The following is a 16,449-nucleotide window of genomic DNA, read 5'->3' on the forward strand; positions in this document are numbered from 1 at the left end:
GAACCTGTACGTCTCGGCCGCGAAGCGGGCCGACGGGGAACCGGCCACCGACGAGGACGCCAACGCCTACCTGATCAGCACCGACTACCGGGGCCAGCACAAAGCCAACCCCGTCATCACCGGCTGGAAGGACCTGGGCTTCACCCCGAGGTACGAACGCTACGACGGCGGCACGCAGGCGCAGAAAGGTCCGATGACCGAGGAACAGAAAGCCGAGCGGAAGACCCTGATCGCCAATAATCGCGAGATGGAAAGTGCCACCAAGGTCAGGCGTGAATTTGTGAAGACCCTGCTGTCCCGGAAGACCGCGCCGAAGGGCTGGCAGTACTTCACCGTCCACGCCATTACCCACGACCCCGAAACCGCCAGCGGCTACGACGGTAAGGTCGCCACCGAGATGATCGGTGCCAAGACCGGGGAGGACACCGACCGGTGGGGCTGGAACCCGTTGCGGGACCACACGGCCAAGAGCACGGCCCGGCCCGAGTTCTCCCTGATCGCCCTGATCTGCGCCGGGTATGAGAAGACCATCCAGAAAGACTCTTGGCGGTCCGCCGAGAGGCGGCACTTCCAATACCTGAACCAGCTCACTGTCTGGGGTTACACTGCAAGTGCCGTGGAGCAGATCATCCTCGACAAGTACACCGCCGACACCGAGTAACCTGAAAAGTGAGCCGGGCGGCTGACCCCCAATGCAGCCGCCCGGCCCACTCACCCCCGGCAGGGCCAGGAACCTTCCGGAGGTCGGGCGGTCCGCCGCCCGGGGCGAACCACAGCGGCCACTCACCAGCGACGGACCGCCATTAACCGCGACCAAGCGACCGGCCGACCGCCAGCCGCGGGACCAGGAACAACGAGGTACCGGTCCCGGGGCCGCACCGCAAACCATTCAGCTAAGCTGAACCACAGATTTCCTTTGCCCAAGGGAAACAGGAAGGGCCGACGCCCAACGGCGCCGGCCCTTTCGCCTTTAAGAAAGTCCGCACCCGGCATGCCTCGCCGCTTCGGCGCCCCCGCTAGAGGGCAGATTCTTCCAACGCATCCGGAACCGGCAGTTGGCTCAGCCAGCCCCTGGCGTCATCCACAGAGGTGAAGTATCCGTGCGGCACTCTTGCTCCCGCAACAAAGCCGCAACGACGTCGGCAGGACGGACGAAGAACGGAGAGATGCCTGGAAACGTGTTTGCTCTCTAGGTTGATGTCTTGGATGCTCTCATGGGTTGCACTCCTGTCACTGAAATGCTTTGGATAGCAGTGCGCGGCAATCCATTCTGAGTCCAAGCCAACGAGACGAGCAGATTGTTGGTCGATGCGCTGCTCCAGTTGAGCTTGAACATCCAGTTGCCCTTTGCCGTGATCAACGCGGGCTTTGGGGAGACTATGGACGGAGGGAACTCACTGTCGTCGGTCGCTATGGATAGCGTTACGTCCTCTGCATCTATGCCGCCAGTGTTTTGCACCATCAGGTTATAGCCGGAGTTGTTGCGGTTGTCCGTACTGGAGACCCCCAGCACAGCGTTCTCACTATTGTCGTCACCGTCCTTTGTCAGGACCATCCTCACGAGCAGCTCGAGCATCTCGTCTTTGGTGAAGGCAGTCTCAAGTTCGGGAAAGTCAGATAGTGCGGCGATGAGTTTTTTCTGTCCCCAGATTTCTACTTTCACCGCCTTGCCAGCCGCGAGGCCCTTTACATGGGCTATCTCGTTTGCGTGGGGATCTTCGGGGATGACCAGGATCCATTCGGTCGGCTGGTGGTTTTTCCAAGCCGTATCGAACGAGCCCTTCACCTGCTGTCGACGTTGCACGAGCGGGCCGGACATTCCCCCCGGGAAGTATTTGAGCTGATAGATCCTCCAGGCCCTATCGTCAAGCCACACGACAACGTCGAGCCCCGTGTCGCCGCCGTGCCCTCTAACGACGTCAACTTTGTACGGCGGTTGGCTGTGCTTCTTGATGAGAAGAACCTCTACCAAAGCATTAAAGTCCACCTCCTTGATGCGGGACCAATCGATCTGACTTTGACTCAGATGTTGTTGCGTAATCATGAGACCCAACTTCCCACCCGTGTATGTGAACGGGTGATCAAAATGTATTCGAGTTTGCTGTTTGAGGGAGCCCAGAAGACTGCGCCGCGCTGGAGACTGTGCATGATCGCCGGCCCCGGCGGTGAGGCAGGGGGCAGCGGTGACCTGGCGGTTGTGTGCAGCCGGTTAGTTGGGCCCCGTCGTCCAGGTGTGTACGGGAAAAGCCCGAAGGAATTAGCTTTTGACGTGCACAGGTGGGCGAAGGGAAATGTTACTGTGCCGCGGCCGCAGTGTTCCCGGAGTTGGCGGTTGAACCGTCGCCGGCGGAACGGCCGGCTGTCCTGTTACGGCGCGTGGCTGCACCGGGCTCGAGCCCGAGCTTCTTCAGCTCTTCTGGGCTCCAGCCGTCTTTGGCGGCGCGTACGTAGGCGCGCTTGTCTTCACGCTCGGCTTCCGCAAGCTGTTCCTTAAGGTCGGTGATCCTCTGACGAGTCTTCACGAGAGCGGTGACCGATTCAATGCGTGAATCAAGGAGGGCCCGGGCCTGGTTGCGTGTTTGTTCAATATCGAAGGTAGCCATGCCCACCAGCCTATCCGCAGAATGCGTAGACGCTCGGGGACATGAGCGACGCACGAGGTCCCGAAAACGGGCAACCGCATCCGCACGGAGCAAGCTGGTAACTTAGCCCGGCTAAGTTGGCTCGATCCTCGACTTGTCGTCTTGGATGCGGCACACTTGTCAGTGTGGTCCCCGGGTTTCCGGGTTCGCTGCGCTGGCAAATTCGAAGGGCGAGACAAGTGAGTGAAGGCAGTGGCTTCGCCGGTTGGAAGTCCCGCCGTCGGCGGGCGAATGTTGACGGCGGCCGGATGCACCGTCACGAGGTCAAGGTCAGCCCGGAAGAGGAAGCTCAGCTTCTTGCCCTGGCGGAGAAGCACCGCGTGACGATCCCGCGGCTTTTGATCGAGGCGGCGCTCAGCGAGGGCACAGAGAATCCGTCGGAACGGCGGGATCAGTTCATGCAGCTTTCTACGCTGCAGCGTCTTGTCGGGACTGTTGCGAACAACATCAACCAGATTGCACGCCACGCGAATGCGACGGGGGAAGTGCCGGCGGAAGCTGCTGCTTCCATCGCTCATGCACGGACTGTCATTATCCGGATTGACCGTCAGCTTGCCGACATGGCCGGGCGGTAGTTTCGACGTGATTCCGAACATTACCCAGGGCGACCGCATGGCAGGTCTGATGATCTATCTCGCGGGACCGGGGCGGGCAAACGAGCACGAAGAACCGCACCTCGTCGCGGGCGATTCGGCGCTCATGGCCTGGCACGACGACAACGAGCTGAACCGTGATGCTGCGCTGGATATTGCCAACGCACTCGACCGGGCCAAGCAGTTCTTCGAAACCGAGGTAGATGGCGGACACGTCTTCCACTGCTCTCTGAGTTTGGCCGCAGAAGAAGGCCAGCTCAGCGACGAGCGATGGGGTGCCATCGCGAACGACTTCATGAAGGAGATGGACTTCACCGAGGACGGGGGCAAAGCCCCCGCCCGGTGGGTCGCGGTCCGCCACGGACTGAGCAAGAACGGCAACGACCACATCCACATCGTGGCCAGCATGGTCCGGGACGACGGCACCAAATGGAACGGCTGGAAGAGTAAATACAAGTCCCAACAAGCTGCCAGAACACTGGAGAAGAAGTACGGACTGAACGCTGTCGGGACCCTGCGAGCCGAACGCGGATTTACCCCGGCCGAACAGTCCAAAGCCATCCGCCAGGGACTGCCGGAAGTCGAGCGCCACAGCCTCGCCCGCAAGGTGCGCGTCTGCGCCGGAGCATCGACAGACGAGGCAGAGTTTGTCCGCCGGGCACGCCAAGAGGGCATGCTCGTGCGCCCCCGATACGCGGCCGGCCGTACTGACGTCGTGACCGGCTACTCCGTGGCCGAGCGCCCCCGCAAGGGAGAACGCGCCGTGTGGTTCGGAGGCAACTCTTTGGGACGCGACCTGGCGTTGCCCAAGCTCCGGGCGGAGTGGGAGAGCACCCCTGAATCGGCGGCCATCGCTGTCGAGGAATGGAACGCTGCCGCGCGCAACCGCCGGCCCGTAAGCTCCGGCCGGGAGATGCTGCAACCATCGGCTGAGCTGTGGAACAAGTACGCCAACGACGTCAGTTCCCTCCGGGAAAAACTGGCCACCACCCCGCACGATGATCATGCCGCCTGGGCGCAGGCGGCCCGCGAGACATCGGCGGCGTTCGGTGCATGGTCCAAGCGGATCGAACCGACGCCCGGACCGCTGGCAGACGCCGCCAGAGAACTCGCCAAATCCGCCCAGCTGCGTCGTTATCCGGCACGCCTGGCAGTGTCCCTGCCGTCGGCCCGGGGGGCCACCATGATCCTCCTGGCCGCGACCTCCAAGAGCGACCGCGCCGCCTATGCCCTCATGTTCCGGCAGCTCGCCCAGACAGCACGGGCCATCCACGACATGCACAAGGCCACCGACGATCTGCGCCGGGTCAGGGGACTTGCCACAGCCGTCCGGGCCGCCAGCAAGGTCGTAGAAGCCAGCGCCACCGCGCAGACACTCAGGGCAAAGCCGATGTCGATGGAGACGCTGGGCCAACAGCACCCGGAAGCGTCCGAGGAAGCCCTCAAATCAAGGCTCCTGGTCGAACGTTCACGAGGCGGCTCACCACTGCCTCCCGTTCTGACCCGACCGGACGCAGCGCAGCTGCAGGGAACGCAGTCACGGACTGACGAGACCCAAGGCAAGAACAAACCAAGCATTGAGCGATAGGGGAAGAGCATGAGCGAAGCAGACGGAATGGAAGATGCAGTTGACGGGGCGATGCGTACCGGGCTGATGGTTGCCAGCCGGATCGGCGAGCAGCTTGCCAGAATGCGCGAGCAGGAACAGCGCACCATCGCCGCAGCGGAGGAACAGCGGGCCCGGGAGCTGCAGGAACGCTTCGACGCCCAGCGCGCAGCAGCCCGAGCACAGCTGGCACCAGTCGTCCGGGATGACTGGTGGGACAAAGCCACCCCCGAAATGATCGAACGGGTTCACGAGACGGCCACAGCGTGGAAGGCCTACGACCCCGAAGCTGCGCAGGCGGCCGGGAAAATCAGCGACCAGGTCCAGAGCCGATACGGCATCGACGTGAACAACACCGGTGCGGACGAGGCATCCGTTTCCGAAGCCCTCACTCGGGTACAGCAGGCCCGCTCCGAAGCCGAAAGCGAACGGACCAAAGGAGCGGCCGCGCGCACCGATGAATTGGTGGTCGTCGCTGCGGTTGCTGGAGCCGACATACAGGACAACGCCGCTCAAGAAAAGCAGGCCGCCCGTGCCTACGACTCTCCTGAGCGGCGTCAGCAACTGGCCGGAAGCTTGGAAGGCAAGGGTGACCGGGAAGCGGTCAACTCCCGGCTCCTGGCAGACAAACACCAGGGCACCCACCCGTCGGCTGCCGTGGCTCAGAAGCCTTCGTTGGCCAAGACCTCGAAGATGACTAAGCCTGGCGGCAAGGGAAGAACGCTGGAACGCGACGGACTCGAGCGTTAGCTGATGCCGTGGCAAATGAACTTCGGCTCGTTGACAGCCGCCTACTTACAAGGGCTGTGACCTACACACACTCGCAAGCGAGTTGCGTGCTATTCATGGACGGATTACACAGACCGTCGGGAAACTCTTTTTCTGGCGCCAGTCATGTTGATGCGCCATCTGGCCATGTCCACGCTCACCCCAAATCTCTGGGCGACTTGGGACAGGTCCAACCCTTGGCGGACGGCCCATACCGCAGCTTCTTCAGTTATCAGGAGAGCCCCGGCCAGCCACTGGGCTTCGTCTTCAATAACCTGATCCCAATCACGGCAACCCATGGAATCAAGAGCGGGGGTGGGTGCATGCTGCAGCAGGCCGTGGGACAGCTCATGGGCGATATTGCTAGCCTGCCTGCCAGATTCGTGCGCGTCATTGTGCACGACCAGACGTTTCGGGCCGCTGAAGACTGTCACAGCGCTGAACGCTTGGGGGTCCTCCTGCAGGAAATGGTGGGTGCCTGCTGGTTCCTGCGATTGCAGAGAAGATAAGCCAAGGACCGGGATGTCAAGGAATTCGGCCAGTGATAGGGGGTCCAAGAGATCAAGGTTGCCGAGACCTAGCTCAGCGCGAGTCTCCAAGGCGATCCTATTAACATGACTTTTGACGAAGCCGGCTTTTCCAACCATCTATCAACGGGTCCGTAGCTGTTCATAAGTGGCCTTGATGACGGCCTCCAGAGCTGAGGCTGCATCCGGGGTGAGGTGCTTGTCGCTGCGGAGGTACGTGGAAATCATAGCTAGCGGCTGAGCTTCCGGACGATTGTCGTCGCCATGCCGAACGAAGTCATCGGCAGATAGTCCTGACCACGCCGCCAGGGCAGCCAAGCCGTCCACATCCGGCCGCTTGCCTTGGGCCATTCGGGTAAGAGTGGAGGCACTAACTCCAGATTGCGAGGCCACTTGCTTCCAGTTCAAACTACGTGACGTCCGCTCCGCATCGAGGGCAGCGTAGAAGGCTTGGGCGTCAAACCACCCCTTTAGATTCATTTCTTCCTCTCGGTAGCGATGCAAGTTGCGTTCATAACCAAGATGATTTGAAGCTTGCAATTGACAACTACAAGTTCAATTCTAAGGCGTCTGAAGAGCCACGCCGTGAGGAACGCGCCACGATCGTAGGTACGAAGCCTCAGATTCTCAGCCACTTTCGGAGCTCGTGGAGGAAACGGTGGGTCTTTGGCTCATCTATGAAAGGGGTCTGCTGAGCGGTCCGTTCGGAATCCTTGCTCGAGATATAGGCGGACAGCGCAGCTGCGTCCCGCCGTCGGCTCGTGGCTATTTGTGTGCCCGTAAGGGGAGTGGACCATCGAATTTTGTTGCAGCTTATCCAGTAGTGGGAACGACAGGGGAACCCCCCATTGCCGACGGAAGGCCTGATATCAACCCCCTCGCCATCGTAAGTGAGCTGCCACTCAGCTGGGCTGAGCGGCAACACCACCTTGTTGCCACATCCACACGCGCACAGGTGGACAGTGGTCGCGTAGACCATTGAAATGTATAGCTTGCCGTGGACCGGGTCCGAAGGAATGAACTCGACGAATTCGGGATCTAGCGATTGAAGCCTCATGACGCCTGGTCCAGGTTCAGCAAGTGGTTACCGTCGGTCGTGTAAACGCTTGAAAACTCATCTTCGAAGTCAGTGTAGAAACCGAAGAGCTTCTTCCACTTGATCACGGCGAAGGCGGCGTTCAGCATGTTCAGCTCCACGATCTGAATATTCTGGCCGTACTCGTCATCATCCTCGTCATCGAACGAGACGCGGTCGTTGTCCCAGAGGTGTTGTGTGTTCCCGGATGCGCTAGCCGTTGTCCGAATGAGGCCGCCGATTGATTCTCCGACTTGGTAGACGCCCATACCAGTGTCCACAAAGGGGACTCCAAACTGCTGAAGGCTTTGAACGATCAGCTTCTTGGCGGGACCGGCGTCCATTGACAGAAAAACAAAGTCGGCGTCCTGGAGCTCGCTGATGTTCGACGCATCCACATAAGCAGGATGTCCTACTATGTTTCGGCGCATGGCCTCGTATTTGGTCTGTAGGAATTCGGTTTTGAAGGGCGCAGCTCTCAGCTCTTCGACCGAAGCAGCCCCTGGCGAGCGAAACGCGTTGTGTGTGAGCATTCTGTCGCCGTCATATAGATGGATCTCCTCCACGGGTGTCTTGGCCACACAGTCCAGGATGTACGAACCTGTGCCTCCCACTCCGACTATCACCACTTTCCGGAGACGCACCTTGTCGGTCACCGCGCCGATGCGGGCGCGGCTTGTGGCCGAATCAAAATACCTAAAGACCGACTCGTGTTCGTCTGCCAGGATCGGCGGGAACGTTCTGACCCTGACTTCTGGACTAACGGCTTGAGCGTAGGCCCACAGCATGTCGGCGTATGTTGACATCTTCTCGTAGTAGTCACCGTAGGTGGGGTCCGGCTTGTGGGAAAACATCGCGCTTGCCACTAGTTCCGACCCGAGGGATATGGGCCCGAACTGGATAATCAAGTCGTCCAGGCGTCTCCCCGTGTCGTCGCAGGGTGTTTCCTCCACTGTCGCTCCGATGAAGTACACAACATGGGTGCTGGGGGCCGCTGTCCTGTCCCCGCTCATCGTCAGCTCTGATGCCAGGAATCCGTGGGAAACGACACGGTTTGAAGTTACGTAAGGAACCTTGACCAGCAGGTGGTTGGAACGAACCTCGACGTCATAACCCTCGTCCTGGAGCCGCTGCAGGTCCGGGCTACGAGCGATTAGTTGTCTTGACATTGATAATCGTTCCCTTCTTCTTGACTTCTACCCACTGTCCTGGAGCCAGGCTGCCCTCGTGATTCGGATCCTTGGCCTTCCGGTACGTAACGGTGTACCGGGTGTCGGGGGCGGGTGGTACCGGGAAGGCGATCACTACCAGCTCCTCGTAGTGCAGGATCGCCGATTCCAAGTCGTGCTGCACTCCGTTGAGGACGATAACGAAGTCCTCTTCCTTCTTAATCTCCGGCCCGGCGGGCGGTTCAGTCCTAATGTCGGTCATTAGATCCTCCTAGATTGCGTTGTAGGCTGCTGATTGCAACTCTCAAATTCGAGTGTAGCCCATCAATTCGACTTTCGCAATTTTCCTAAGAAGGCCTTCCCGCAGAGAACAACTGTCCATGCCTCACCTATCGCGTCGTCAGGCCACCGGCCCCCGTCAGTCAGTCGAAGATCCCCGCCTCTGGCACGACGTGCGGCAGGGATGCCTTCTCCGCAGAGGGGGACTTATGCCCCTCGTATGCGCACTTCTTGAACGGTCCTTCTTTGTCCATGAGGGCGCGCATGTGGGGGTCTGCGTGGTTCAGCCACCAGGTGCTGACGCCGAGGGCGGGTTCCAGCCGGAGGTGTTCCCAGGCGCGCCAGATTGCTTCCATCCGGATCAGGGCTTCGGGGTGTTTGTACCATTCCGGGCACCAGGCGGAGGCCGCGCCTTCGTTGACTTCCCGCACGTAGGACTGGGCCAGGAGCTCGGCGAAGAACTCGACGGCACTGGAGTAGACCAGCTCCGGTTGAGGCTCGTCATGGCGGTGGCCACTTGTTGTGGGCTGGGCCTCTTCGTCGCCGAACGCGTCTCCGAACTCTGCACTCACGCGATGTCCCCGTCTGTCCAGGGGTTATGCGCCGGAACGGCCACCGGCTCACGTTCGACGTTCACTGTGGTGGCGAGGGAGTCTTTGACTTTTTGAGCGTGGGGGCCGTTCATCCAGGGGATGGTTTCGATCATGGTGGCCGGGGCGCCGGAGGCGAGCAGGATGGCCCGGAACCGGGGCAGAGCGGTCAGGTCGGCAACGGACAGGATCTCGTCCTTGTTCTCCTGCCGCGAGGAGGAGGACCCGTGTTTGCTGTGGCTGCGGGAGACGTTGATGTAGCTGTATTGGCCGATCAGGCGGGAGAGCTCGTCGAGGTATCCGACTTCGGAAACGCCGCCGCCATAGATTTTCACGTTCGACGCGGACCAGAGCTTCCGCATGCCTTCCAGGGACCAGACCTCCACGCCCTGGGACCAGGACTGCAGGATGGTCATGAGAATGATCCCGCGGGAGCCGTAATGGCTGTACTGGTCCGGCAGGGCCTTCCACCGGCAGACATTCGCAGCCTCATCCAGAATCCCCAGCAAGGGGGTCGAGAGCCGGCCGCCGGGCTGGGACGTGGCGTACTTTTCGGCCGCTTCCACCACGGCGACGGTCAGGGCGGTGACGAGGGGCCCGGCGGTGCCGACACCTTCACGGGACAGGCTGTAGAGCGTGCCTTTGCCGCGCACGAAGTCCTCGGGCACGAACTGCGGCCGCGGGTCGGTGTCCACCGTCGTGCCCCGGGCCGGGGTGACCCAACGGCTGACCTCGCGGTCGGTCAGGCAGGAAACCATTTGCCGGGCGGTGCCGTAGACACCGGCCCGCTGCTTCTCCGGTTCCCGGATGTGGCCCATCACCATGTCAGAAAGCAGGTCAAAGCCGGCGGTTCTCAGCAGCCCTGCGGGGGCCTCATCGTGCGGGCGCGTCAACCAGGTGTAGACCTGCGTGACCGGGGCCGAGTCGAGCGAGGCGGCGAGCAGGAAAGCTTTGAGCAGGTTCTGCCCTGCCGGGTCGAAGTAGGCATCAGGCTTGGTCCCGGGTTCCCGGGAGCCGTTGGCGAAATGCTGCGCCAGGTTCCCGGCCGTCGCTTCGTTCTTCACGTAGGACAGCGGGTTCCACCACCAGGTGGACTCTTCTTCGGCAACGGCCTGCGGGTCAAAAACCCAGACGGCGCCGGCCGCTGCCCGGATCGGACGGGTCACGTCCACGATGTCGCGCTTGTTCGATGTCGCGATCACCGCGCCGGGTGCGTCCAGGATCGCCGGGACAGCGTAGGAGGTCGTCTTCATCGTGCGGGGACCGGCGATGAGGATCAGCATGTCCTCCCAGGAGGCCCACAGCGGGCGCTTCCCGGCGACGCTGCGGCCAAGGCGCACCCCTGTGGAGTTCTCCACGCCGAGACGCACGGCCGTGGCCGTGGCCCCTTTGGTGCCCAGGTGATCGAGGTCTTTGCCGCGGCCCATGTGGACGGCGGCCTTATCCACCCGGGTGCGCTTGTGCGCTGTTCGCGAGCGGACCACCACGACCGTCACCGTCAGGGAAATCATTATTCCGAGGAGCGCGCAGGCGACGATGGTGGACTGGACGGGCCAAGGCACCCGGCCCTTGGCCAGTCCGGCTACCAGATCAATCGGGTGGGCCGGGGGCGAGGCGAGGCCGGCCATCCAGGATCCGAGGTGGGCCGAGACCCAGCTGCCGCCCCCAATGACGACAGCTGCGCCGACGGCCAGCCAAATCCCCAGTCCGTCGCCGAGGCCTGTGCCTTTACGGTTCGGAGCACTCATGCCGCACCCTCTTCCTGGACCGGAGGGGCCGCTTCGGCCAGGGATTCTGCCGGGGCGTGCCAGCGCTTGTTGGTGTCGTTCAGGGAGGCCTCGATGGAAGTGAGGCCGATCTGGACGGGGATGCCGGGGCGGCCGCCGACCTTGATAAGGAATTTCCCGCGTCCGGGAGGTTCGACGTCGCCGCCGCGGGAGTCCCAGGCGGGCGGGTCCTGCCAGGAGATGAGCTTCTGCTGTTCCTGCCGCGAGAGCGGGATCGCGGCGGTCAGCAGCGGCATCTCGGAGGCGGGAAGCCCGCCGCAGATGACCATGCCGGAGCGTTCGACGAAGCCGCGGGCCTTCATCCGGTCCTCTTCTGCCGGGAGCGCCAGCAGGTCCGACATGGTGTGGGAAATCATGACCTGCCCGACACCTACGGACCGGTTGAGACGGGTCAGGGCATCCACCCGGTCCACCATGCCCTTGCCGGCGCGCAGTGCCCGCCAGAGCTCATCCAGGACGACGAAGTAGTTCCGCCGCGGTTCCAGCCCGGCGTCGGCGAGAGCGTTGGCAACGTTGACGGTACCGAAGCCGTAGGACCAGCAGGCCAGCAGCACGGCGGCCTGCAGGTCCGTTTCTGTCTCATCGATGCTGGAGACATCGAAGACCACGGCCCGGTCACGCCGCATCGGGTTGGTGGTGTGCCGGGAAAAGATTTCGCCCAGCTTCCCGCCCCCGGTCAGGCCCAGCAGGGTTGCTTCCAAGGCACGGGTTTCCTGCAGGTAGACGGCCATATCGCCGCGGTCCAGCGCGACCTGCCGCAGCTCATCGGGGGCGGAGATGATCACGTCCAGGAGGTCCTTGAGGACAGGAACACCGTCGAACCGGTCATCGAGGACCCGCAAGGCCCGGTCCAGGATCGTCTGTTCCTGATCGGTGGGCGGGTTGTTCCGGCTGATCGTGATCAGGGAGACAACCATTGTCAGGCGACGGCCGTGCGCGTCAGCGCGGACCCGGACGGCGGCCTCGTGCTGTCCCTGTTCCTCGAGGAGCTGGGCGACCTCGATGGCCTGGCCCGGGTCGAGGATGTTCAGGTAGCCGCGTCCCCGGCCGAGTTCGATGACCTGCCCGCCGATGGCGCTAATGGCGTCCACGTGTTCGCCCTTGAGGTCCCCGAGCACGAGCGGGTGGACACCCTGGCCGGAGAGGCCCAGCATCATGCGGCGCACGAGCGTGGACTTGCCCAGACCGGGCTTGCCGAGGATGAACGCGGAGGGGTTGGAAATCAGGTGGGCGCGCTGGAACCAGCTGATCGGGTCACAGCAGACCGTGGCCTGGGTTTCCTCGTGCCGGCCCAACGGGACCCCGACCATGGGCGAAGACGTACCCGAGGAAAACGGCCACAGCCCGCAGACCTGCACCGTGGTCCCGCGGTATTCACGCACCGCCGGGACCAGGGCAGCAGCCCCTCCCCCGCGCCCGCCCCAGCCACGGGACCCGGGGACATGCAACCGGGCCGGGCGACCAGTGGCCGCACGGCGGCTACTGGCTTCGGATTCCACTCCGTCAAGGAGCGGATTCTTCTTCATCTTCTTCCGGCGAAAGAGCTTCTGCATTACAGGGCCTCTCTGATCTCGGTGGGCAGCAGGATGTGCCTGGGCAGGACGAGTCCGAGCGGCAGGGACGCGGCGAAGGCGGTGTCCTGGGAGCCGTAGGCCCGGCGCAACAGCACCCGGGCGGTACCGGAGGTCTGTTCGACGGCGGCGACAGCATCGGCGAGCCGGTCCGGGTCGGTGACGGTGGCGGTAACGACCATGCCGAAGTTCACCAGCCCGGCGCCCTGGGCTTCCTCGGCAGCTGTTTGGGCGGCGGAGCGGGCATCGACCAAGGCGCGGGCGGAGGGCCGGTTCCCTGAGCTGATGCGGACGTTGGCGTTGTTCTGGTCCCGTTCGACCACGGCGGCGGCCCGGGCCGAATCCATCGGACGGTAGAGCAGGGAAACGCGCTTGCGGTCGATGTCCCCGTGCGGGGCCAGCAGCCGGGACAGGACCGAGGAGTTCACCGACCCACGCGGGGCGCCGGTCATGGTCCAGGACACTGAGAAAGCGCCGTCGTGCCGGTAGTCATCCCAGCCCGCCTGCGTCGCGGAGGGGCCGACTTCGCCCCAGGTGAGGGCGACCGGGGACCCGGCGGCGTGGGCTTCATCAATGATCAATGCCGCGGGCGGGTCGTAGGCGATCCGGACGACCTCGCAGAGTTCCTGTGCGGACATCGGCCGGGCGATGCCGGCGCCGGTGGCCTGCAGCCGGGCACCGAGCCCGGGGACCCGGGAGGCCAGGTCCCGGGCGACGTCTTCGGGTTCGCGCTTCCGGGATCCGGAGCGCAACGCGGCGGTAAAGGTCAGGGACACCCAAGCGCGGACGGTGGCCGAGCCTTCCGGGTAGGTGCGGACGACCTCGCGGAGGATCGCCTTGGCGGCCTCCGGGGCGTCGGGGTGGATGTTCATTTCGACTTCGTTGCGCAGCCGGTAGCCGGAATCCGGTGCGGTCTCCACGGTCACAGCCGCGGCCTCCAAGCCGGCCTCATCCCCGAGTCCGGCGATCCAGCCGCCCCAGTTCGCAACCCACGCGTCGACCTGTTCCGGATCCACCAGGGACGCACCATCCGGTTCGGTGGAGAAAACCACGGTGAAGTGGTTCGTGGTCGGGACGTGAAGCATGGCGAACGGGCGGTTGTAGGAGTCGTTGAACTCATACAGCCGGGACTTCGCGGCCAGACCGGGGAGCTGGAACATCCCCCACCCGGTGACCCCGAGCGGGCCGGAACGGTAGAGGTTGGTCCCGCCGGAACGGGCGAGACGGAAGTTCATCCGCGTCGCGAGCCGATCCACGATGGACTGTCCGTGCTTGTCCTTGACCGTCAGCAGCAGCACGAGCAGGCCCGCGACGGCGAGGACACTCAGGCCCGGCAACAGGCCCCAAATCGCGAAGCCGATGATCCCGGCCAACAACCCGGCCATAACGATGCCGGTGCCGATCGCGCCCAGGCTTCCCAATCCTGCGGAGCGGGGAACGCGCCAGTTGCCGTAGGACGGTTCCTTGTATTCGGTACTAATTGCTGCCACTGGGGCCCTCCCCGGTTGAATCCTGCGCGGTCTGTTGTGCGGCCTGAGAGGCCATGGATGCTGTTTGTGCCCCTGCGGCGACGGCGATTCCGGCCGGCCCGGCGGCTTTCGCCGCTCCTGCCGCGGCCCCTGCACCGGCGGTGCCAGCGCCAGCGCCAGCGCCGGCTCCTGCAACCGAGCCTGAGCTGCCTGCCCCGGCGGCAGCGGCGCTTCCGGCGGTGCCGTGGCCGGGCGCCCCTCCGGGGCCAGCTGAGCCAGGGGTGGGTTTGCCGTTGCTGCCGTTATTGCCGCCTGCGCCCTTGCTGCCCTGTGCGCTGGCGCTCTGGCCGGCCTGGCTTCCCGGTGTGGGCGATGCGTTGCCGCGTCCACTCCCGGACCGACCCATGGAGACGGCGCCGGTGGCCAGGGCCCCCACCGCCGCCCCGGCTCCCCCGCCGGAACCGGAGGCGACAGCTCCGACCATCGGGGTGACGAAGCGCATCAATGCCGGCAGTGCCAGCAGCGCGACAATCATGAGGGCGAATCCGGTGACGGATCCCAGCAGGACGTTGCCGCCGCCTGAGGATCCCATGAGCTTGAAGGCCACGGCGTAGACGATGGCCGCGGCGGGCTTGTAGAGAATGAACGCGATGGTCCAGCCGATGGCTTTCTGGAACCACTGCCGTCCCATCTCGGTGTTGGTGAACGCAGCGGTGGTCGGGAGGATGCCAGCGAGGATTACGAGCATGCCGCCGCGGACGATCATGAGGACGATCTGGACGAGGGAGGCCAGCAAACCCACCAGGCCTAGGATGATCAGGATGAAGACCCCGACTCCGGTCTGGTTTGTCATCACTAGGATGGCCATCGCGTGAGCGAAGCCCTTGCCGTCGGTTGCCCGGTCGATGATCGAGGCCGAGAAGGCGTCGGCGGCGATCACCAGAATGGAGATCACCGCCAGCCCAAGACCTGAGACCAGCGTGAGGGTCAGCAGGGACCGGAGCAGGTCTTTCAATGGCGCCCCGCGCTGCTCCCAGATCATCCGGGTGCCCCCCAGGATGACCGATAGAACAGCCAGTGCCAGCGTCCAGTACCCCAGTTCGGAGTTGACGAAACCGACCACAGGACTGGGGGTGAGCCCGTCCTGGGACGCGAGGTTGGCCGTGGGCATGGACACCCAGAAAGTGGAGAGCGTTGTCACCATCTGGCTCATGCCCTCCATGATCGACTTCGCCAAATTGCCAATGGCGTCGTCGAGCATCCCGGAAACCGCATTGCCGCCCTGACAGATGACATCCAGGGGAACGCACTCAGCCATGTCAGACTCCGGCCCATGCGATAAAGCCGCTCATGTCGCTGAGCGGGGCAACGTCGTTTATGAGCTGTCCGGCATCGGAAACCTTGACTTTCCAATCCCCATCTAGCCACTGGAGCGGAAGAACTGCGTGAAACAATTTTCCGCCGGAGGTTTGAAAAGCCAGATCAACGTTGGCTTCGGTGGGCGTGTAGGACTTGATCAGGAAGCCTCGTACCTGAACGGTGTCACTAGAGCCGGTGGAAGGATCCAACGTCGTTGCTTGCTGTTTGGCTGCGTCACGCCCAGCACCGGGAGTCATGAGCTTGTCTGCCAGCTTGATATTCATTTGCTGTGACTTGGACGAGCCAAGGGCCACCAGGTTGACGGCAGAGTAGACGGCGCCGGTTGGCGAGTGGGCAAAGCAGGACCTGAATCCGCTGTCGTCCGTCAGCCCCGGCCCGAATGTCTTGGGGTCAGTGGGGGCTGCCATTTTGCCGACGAGTTCCCACTTGGACTTCGGCGCTGCGCCCAGAGCCGTCTCCGTGCTTGAGGGCAGCCCGCAAACACTCTTCCCAGCCGCGTCGGCTGACTTTGTTGGCGCCGAGGAGGCAGCCGCCGACGATGAGGCCGGGGCGGCCTGGGCGGTGCTGTCTGCCTTGGGGAGGAGGAAGATCACGACGACGGCTGCGATCAGTGCGATGACCAGGGCGGCCGAGATGATGAATCCGGGCTTGGTGAACGGGCTGCGTTCGGTACTGCTTTGGGTGGATTCGCTCATGATGAACCTCTCCGGTAGTTGCGGGTTTAGGCGAAGGCACGGACGATGCCGGAGGCGCCGGTGATGATGATGCAGCCGGCCAGGACCCAGCCGAGCTTGCCGATGGACTCGCCGCCTTCGCCGCGGCGGAGCTGGATGACCATGCCGATGCCGACGATGATCACGCCCAGGACGCCGAGGACCAGGCCAATGCCGGAGGCCCAGTTCAGGACGGTCAGCAAGCCTTTGGCCTGTTCCGGGACGACCGGGGTGGGGTTGGGGATAACGTTTCCGTCAAGTACGGCGAAGGGGTTCATGG

At 63.4% G+C, this 16,449-nt stretch carries 17 protein-coding genes and 1 pseudogene; 4 read left to right on the plus strand and 14 right to left on the minus strand.

Annotation, left to right across the window (positions count from 1 at the left end):
• A pseudogene (locus AC1DKQ_RS19940) lies at nt 1–661 on the plus strand (ParB/RepB/Spo0J family partition protein); the annotation flags it as partial.
• Between the two features lie 528 nt (nt 662–1,189).
• Here AC1DKQ_RS19940 and AC1DKQ_RS19945 read toward each other — a convergent pair.
• Entirely contained in the window at nt 1,190–2,044 is an 855-nt protein-coding gene (locus AC1DKQ_RS19945) for a hypothetical protein (RefSeq protein WP_476919947.1), read from the minus strand.
• A gap of 250 nt (nt 2,045–2,294) precedes the next feature.
• Entirely contained in the window at nt 2,295–2,603 is a 309-nt protein-coding gene (locus AC1DKQ_RS19950; protein ID WP_476919948.1) for a hypothetical protein, read from the minus strand.
• A 218-nt stretch (nt 2,604–2,821) separates the two neighbouring features.
• Here AC1DKQ_RS19950 and mobC point away from each other — a divergent pair, with 218 nt between their 5' ends.
• From mobC to AC1DKQ_RS19965, 3 genes are read left to right on the plus strand one after another with little or no spacing between them, the layout of a single operon-like run.
• On the plus strand, nt 2,822–3,217 hold the full coding sequence (gene mobC, locus AC1DKQ_RS19955; RefSeq protein ID WP_476919949.1) for a plasmid mobilization relaxosome protein MobC: 396 nt from the start codon (nt 2,822–2,824) through the stop codon (nt 3,215–3,217).
• 7 nt (nt 3,218–3,224) lie between these two features.
• Nucleotides 3,225–4,823, plus strand: coding sequence for a relaxase/mobilization nuclease domain-containing protein (locus AC1DKQ_RS19960; protein ID WP_476919950.1), 1,599 nt, complete (start codon nt 3,225–3,227; stop codon nt 4,821–4,823).
• Nucleotides 4,824–4,832: 9 nt separating this feature from the next.
• A complete protein-coding gene (locus AC1DKQ_RS19965) occupies nt 4,833–5,591 on the plus strand; it encodes a hypothetical protein (protein WP_476919951.1) in 759 nt (252 codons plus the stop codon).
• A 104-nt stretch (nt 5,592–5,695) separates the two neighbouring features.
• On the opposite strand, the gene AC1DKQ_RS19970 is transcribed toward AC1DKQ_RS19965, so the two are convergent.
• From AC1DKQ_RS19970 to AC1DKQ_RS20025, 12 genes are all read right to left on the minus strand, one after another.
• A complete protein-coding gene (locus tag AC1DKQ_RS19970; RefSeq protein ID WP_476919952.1) occupies nt 5,696–6,208 on the minus strand; it encodes an ImmA/IrrE family metallo-endopeptidase in 513 nt (170 codons plus the stop codon).
• 51 nt (nt 6,209–6,259) lie between these two features.
• Complete coding sequence (locus AC1DKQ_RS19975) at nt 6,260–6,676, minus strand: helix-turn-helix domain-containing protein (protein WP_476919953.1); 417 nt, start codon at nt 6,674–6,676, stop codon at nt 6,260–6,262.
• A gap of 79 nt (nt 6,677–6,755) precedes the next feature.
• Nucleotides 6,756–7,193 carry a ubiquitination-like system serine protease family protein gene (locus tag AC1DKQ_RS19980; protein ID WP_476919954.1) on the minus strand — a complete coding sequence of 146 codons (438 nt, stop codon included), beginning with the start codon at nt 7,191–7,193 and terminating at the stop codon, nt 6,756–6,758.
• Nucleotides 7,190–8,380: a ThiF family adenylyltransferase gene (locus tag AC1DKQ_RS19985; protein WP_476919955.1), complete on the minus strand. Its 1,191-nt coding sequence runs from the start codon at nt 8,378–8,380 to the stop codon at nt 7,190–7,192. Before AC1DKQ_RS19985 ends, AC1DKQ_RS19980 begins: the two co-directional genes overlap by 4 nt.
• Entirely contained in the window at nt 8,355–8,642 is a 288-nt protein-coding gene (locus AC1DKQ_RS19990; protein ID WP_476919956.1) for a multiubiquitin domain-containing protein, read from the minus strand. The genes AC1DKQ_RS19985 and AC1DKQ_RS19990 overlap by 26 nt, the downstream gene beginning before the upstream one ends.
• 160 nt (nt 8,643–8,802) lie before the next feature.
• Nucleotides 8,803–9,231, minus strand: a complete 429-nt coding sequence (locus tag AC1DKQ_RS19995) for a DUF4913 domain-containing protein (protein ID WP_476919957.1) — start codon at nt 9,229–9,231, stop codon at nt 8,803–8,805.
• A complete protein-coding gene (locus tag AC1DKQ_RS20000; protein WP_476919958.1) occupies nt 9,228–10,997 on the minus strand; it encodes a type IV secretory system conjugative DNA transfer family protein in 1,770 nt (589 codons plus the stop codon). The genes AC1DKQ_RS19995 and AC1DKQ_RS20000 overlap by 4 nt, the downstream gene beginning before the upstream one ends.
• Nucleotides 10,994–12,589 carry a helicase HerA domain-containing protein gene (locus AC1DKQ_RS20005; protein ID WP_476919959.1) on the minus strand — a complete coding sequence of 532 codons (1,596 nt, stop codon included), beginning with the start codon at nt 12,587–12,589 and terminating at the stop codon, nt 10,994–10,996. The genes AC1DKQ_RS20000 and AC1DKQ_RS20005 overlap by 4 nt, the downstream gene beginning before the upstream one ends.
• Nucleotides 12,589–14,097, minus strand: coding sequence for an SCO6880 family protein (locus tag AC1DKQ_RS20010; protein ID WP_476919960.1), 1,509 nt, complete (start codon nt 14,095–14,097; stop codon nt 12,589–12,591). Before AC1DKQ_RS20010 ends, AC1DKQ_RS20005 begins: the two co-directional genes overlap by 1 nt.
• Nucleotides 14,084–15,394, minus strand: a complete 1,311-nt coding sequence (locus tag AC1DKQ_RS20015) for a TrbL/VirB6 family protein (protein ID WP_476919961.1) — start codon at nt 15,392–15,394, stop codon at nt 14,084–14,086. Before AC1DKQ_RS20015 ends, AC1DKQ_RS20010 begins: the two co-directional genes overlap by 14 nt.
• Before the next feature lies 1 nt (nt 15,395).
• Nucleotides 15,396–16,151 (minus strand): DUF8175 domain-containg protein, encoded by a 756-nt coding sequence (locus tag AC1DKQ_RS20020; RefSeq protein WP_476919962.1) that lies wholly within the window; start codon nt 16,149–16,151, stop codon nt 15,396–15,398.
• Nucleotides 16,152–16,177: 26 nt separating this feature from the next.
• Nucleotides 16,178–16,447 (minus strand): hypothetical protein, encoded by a 270-nt coding sequence (locus AC1DKQ_RS20025; protein WP_476919963.1) that lies wholly within the window; start codon nt 16,445–16,447, stop codon nt 16,178–16,180.
• Between the last annotated feature and the right edge of the window lie 2 nt (nt 16,448–16,449).

It is taken from the genome of Arthrobacter sp. 05L421 (assembly GCF_056397785.1).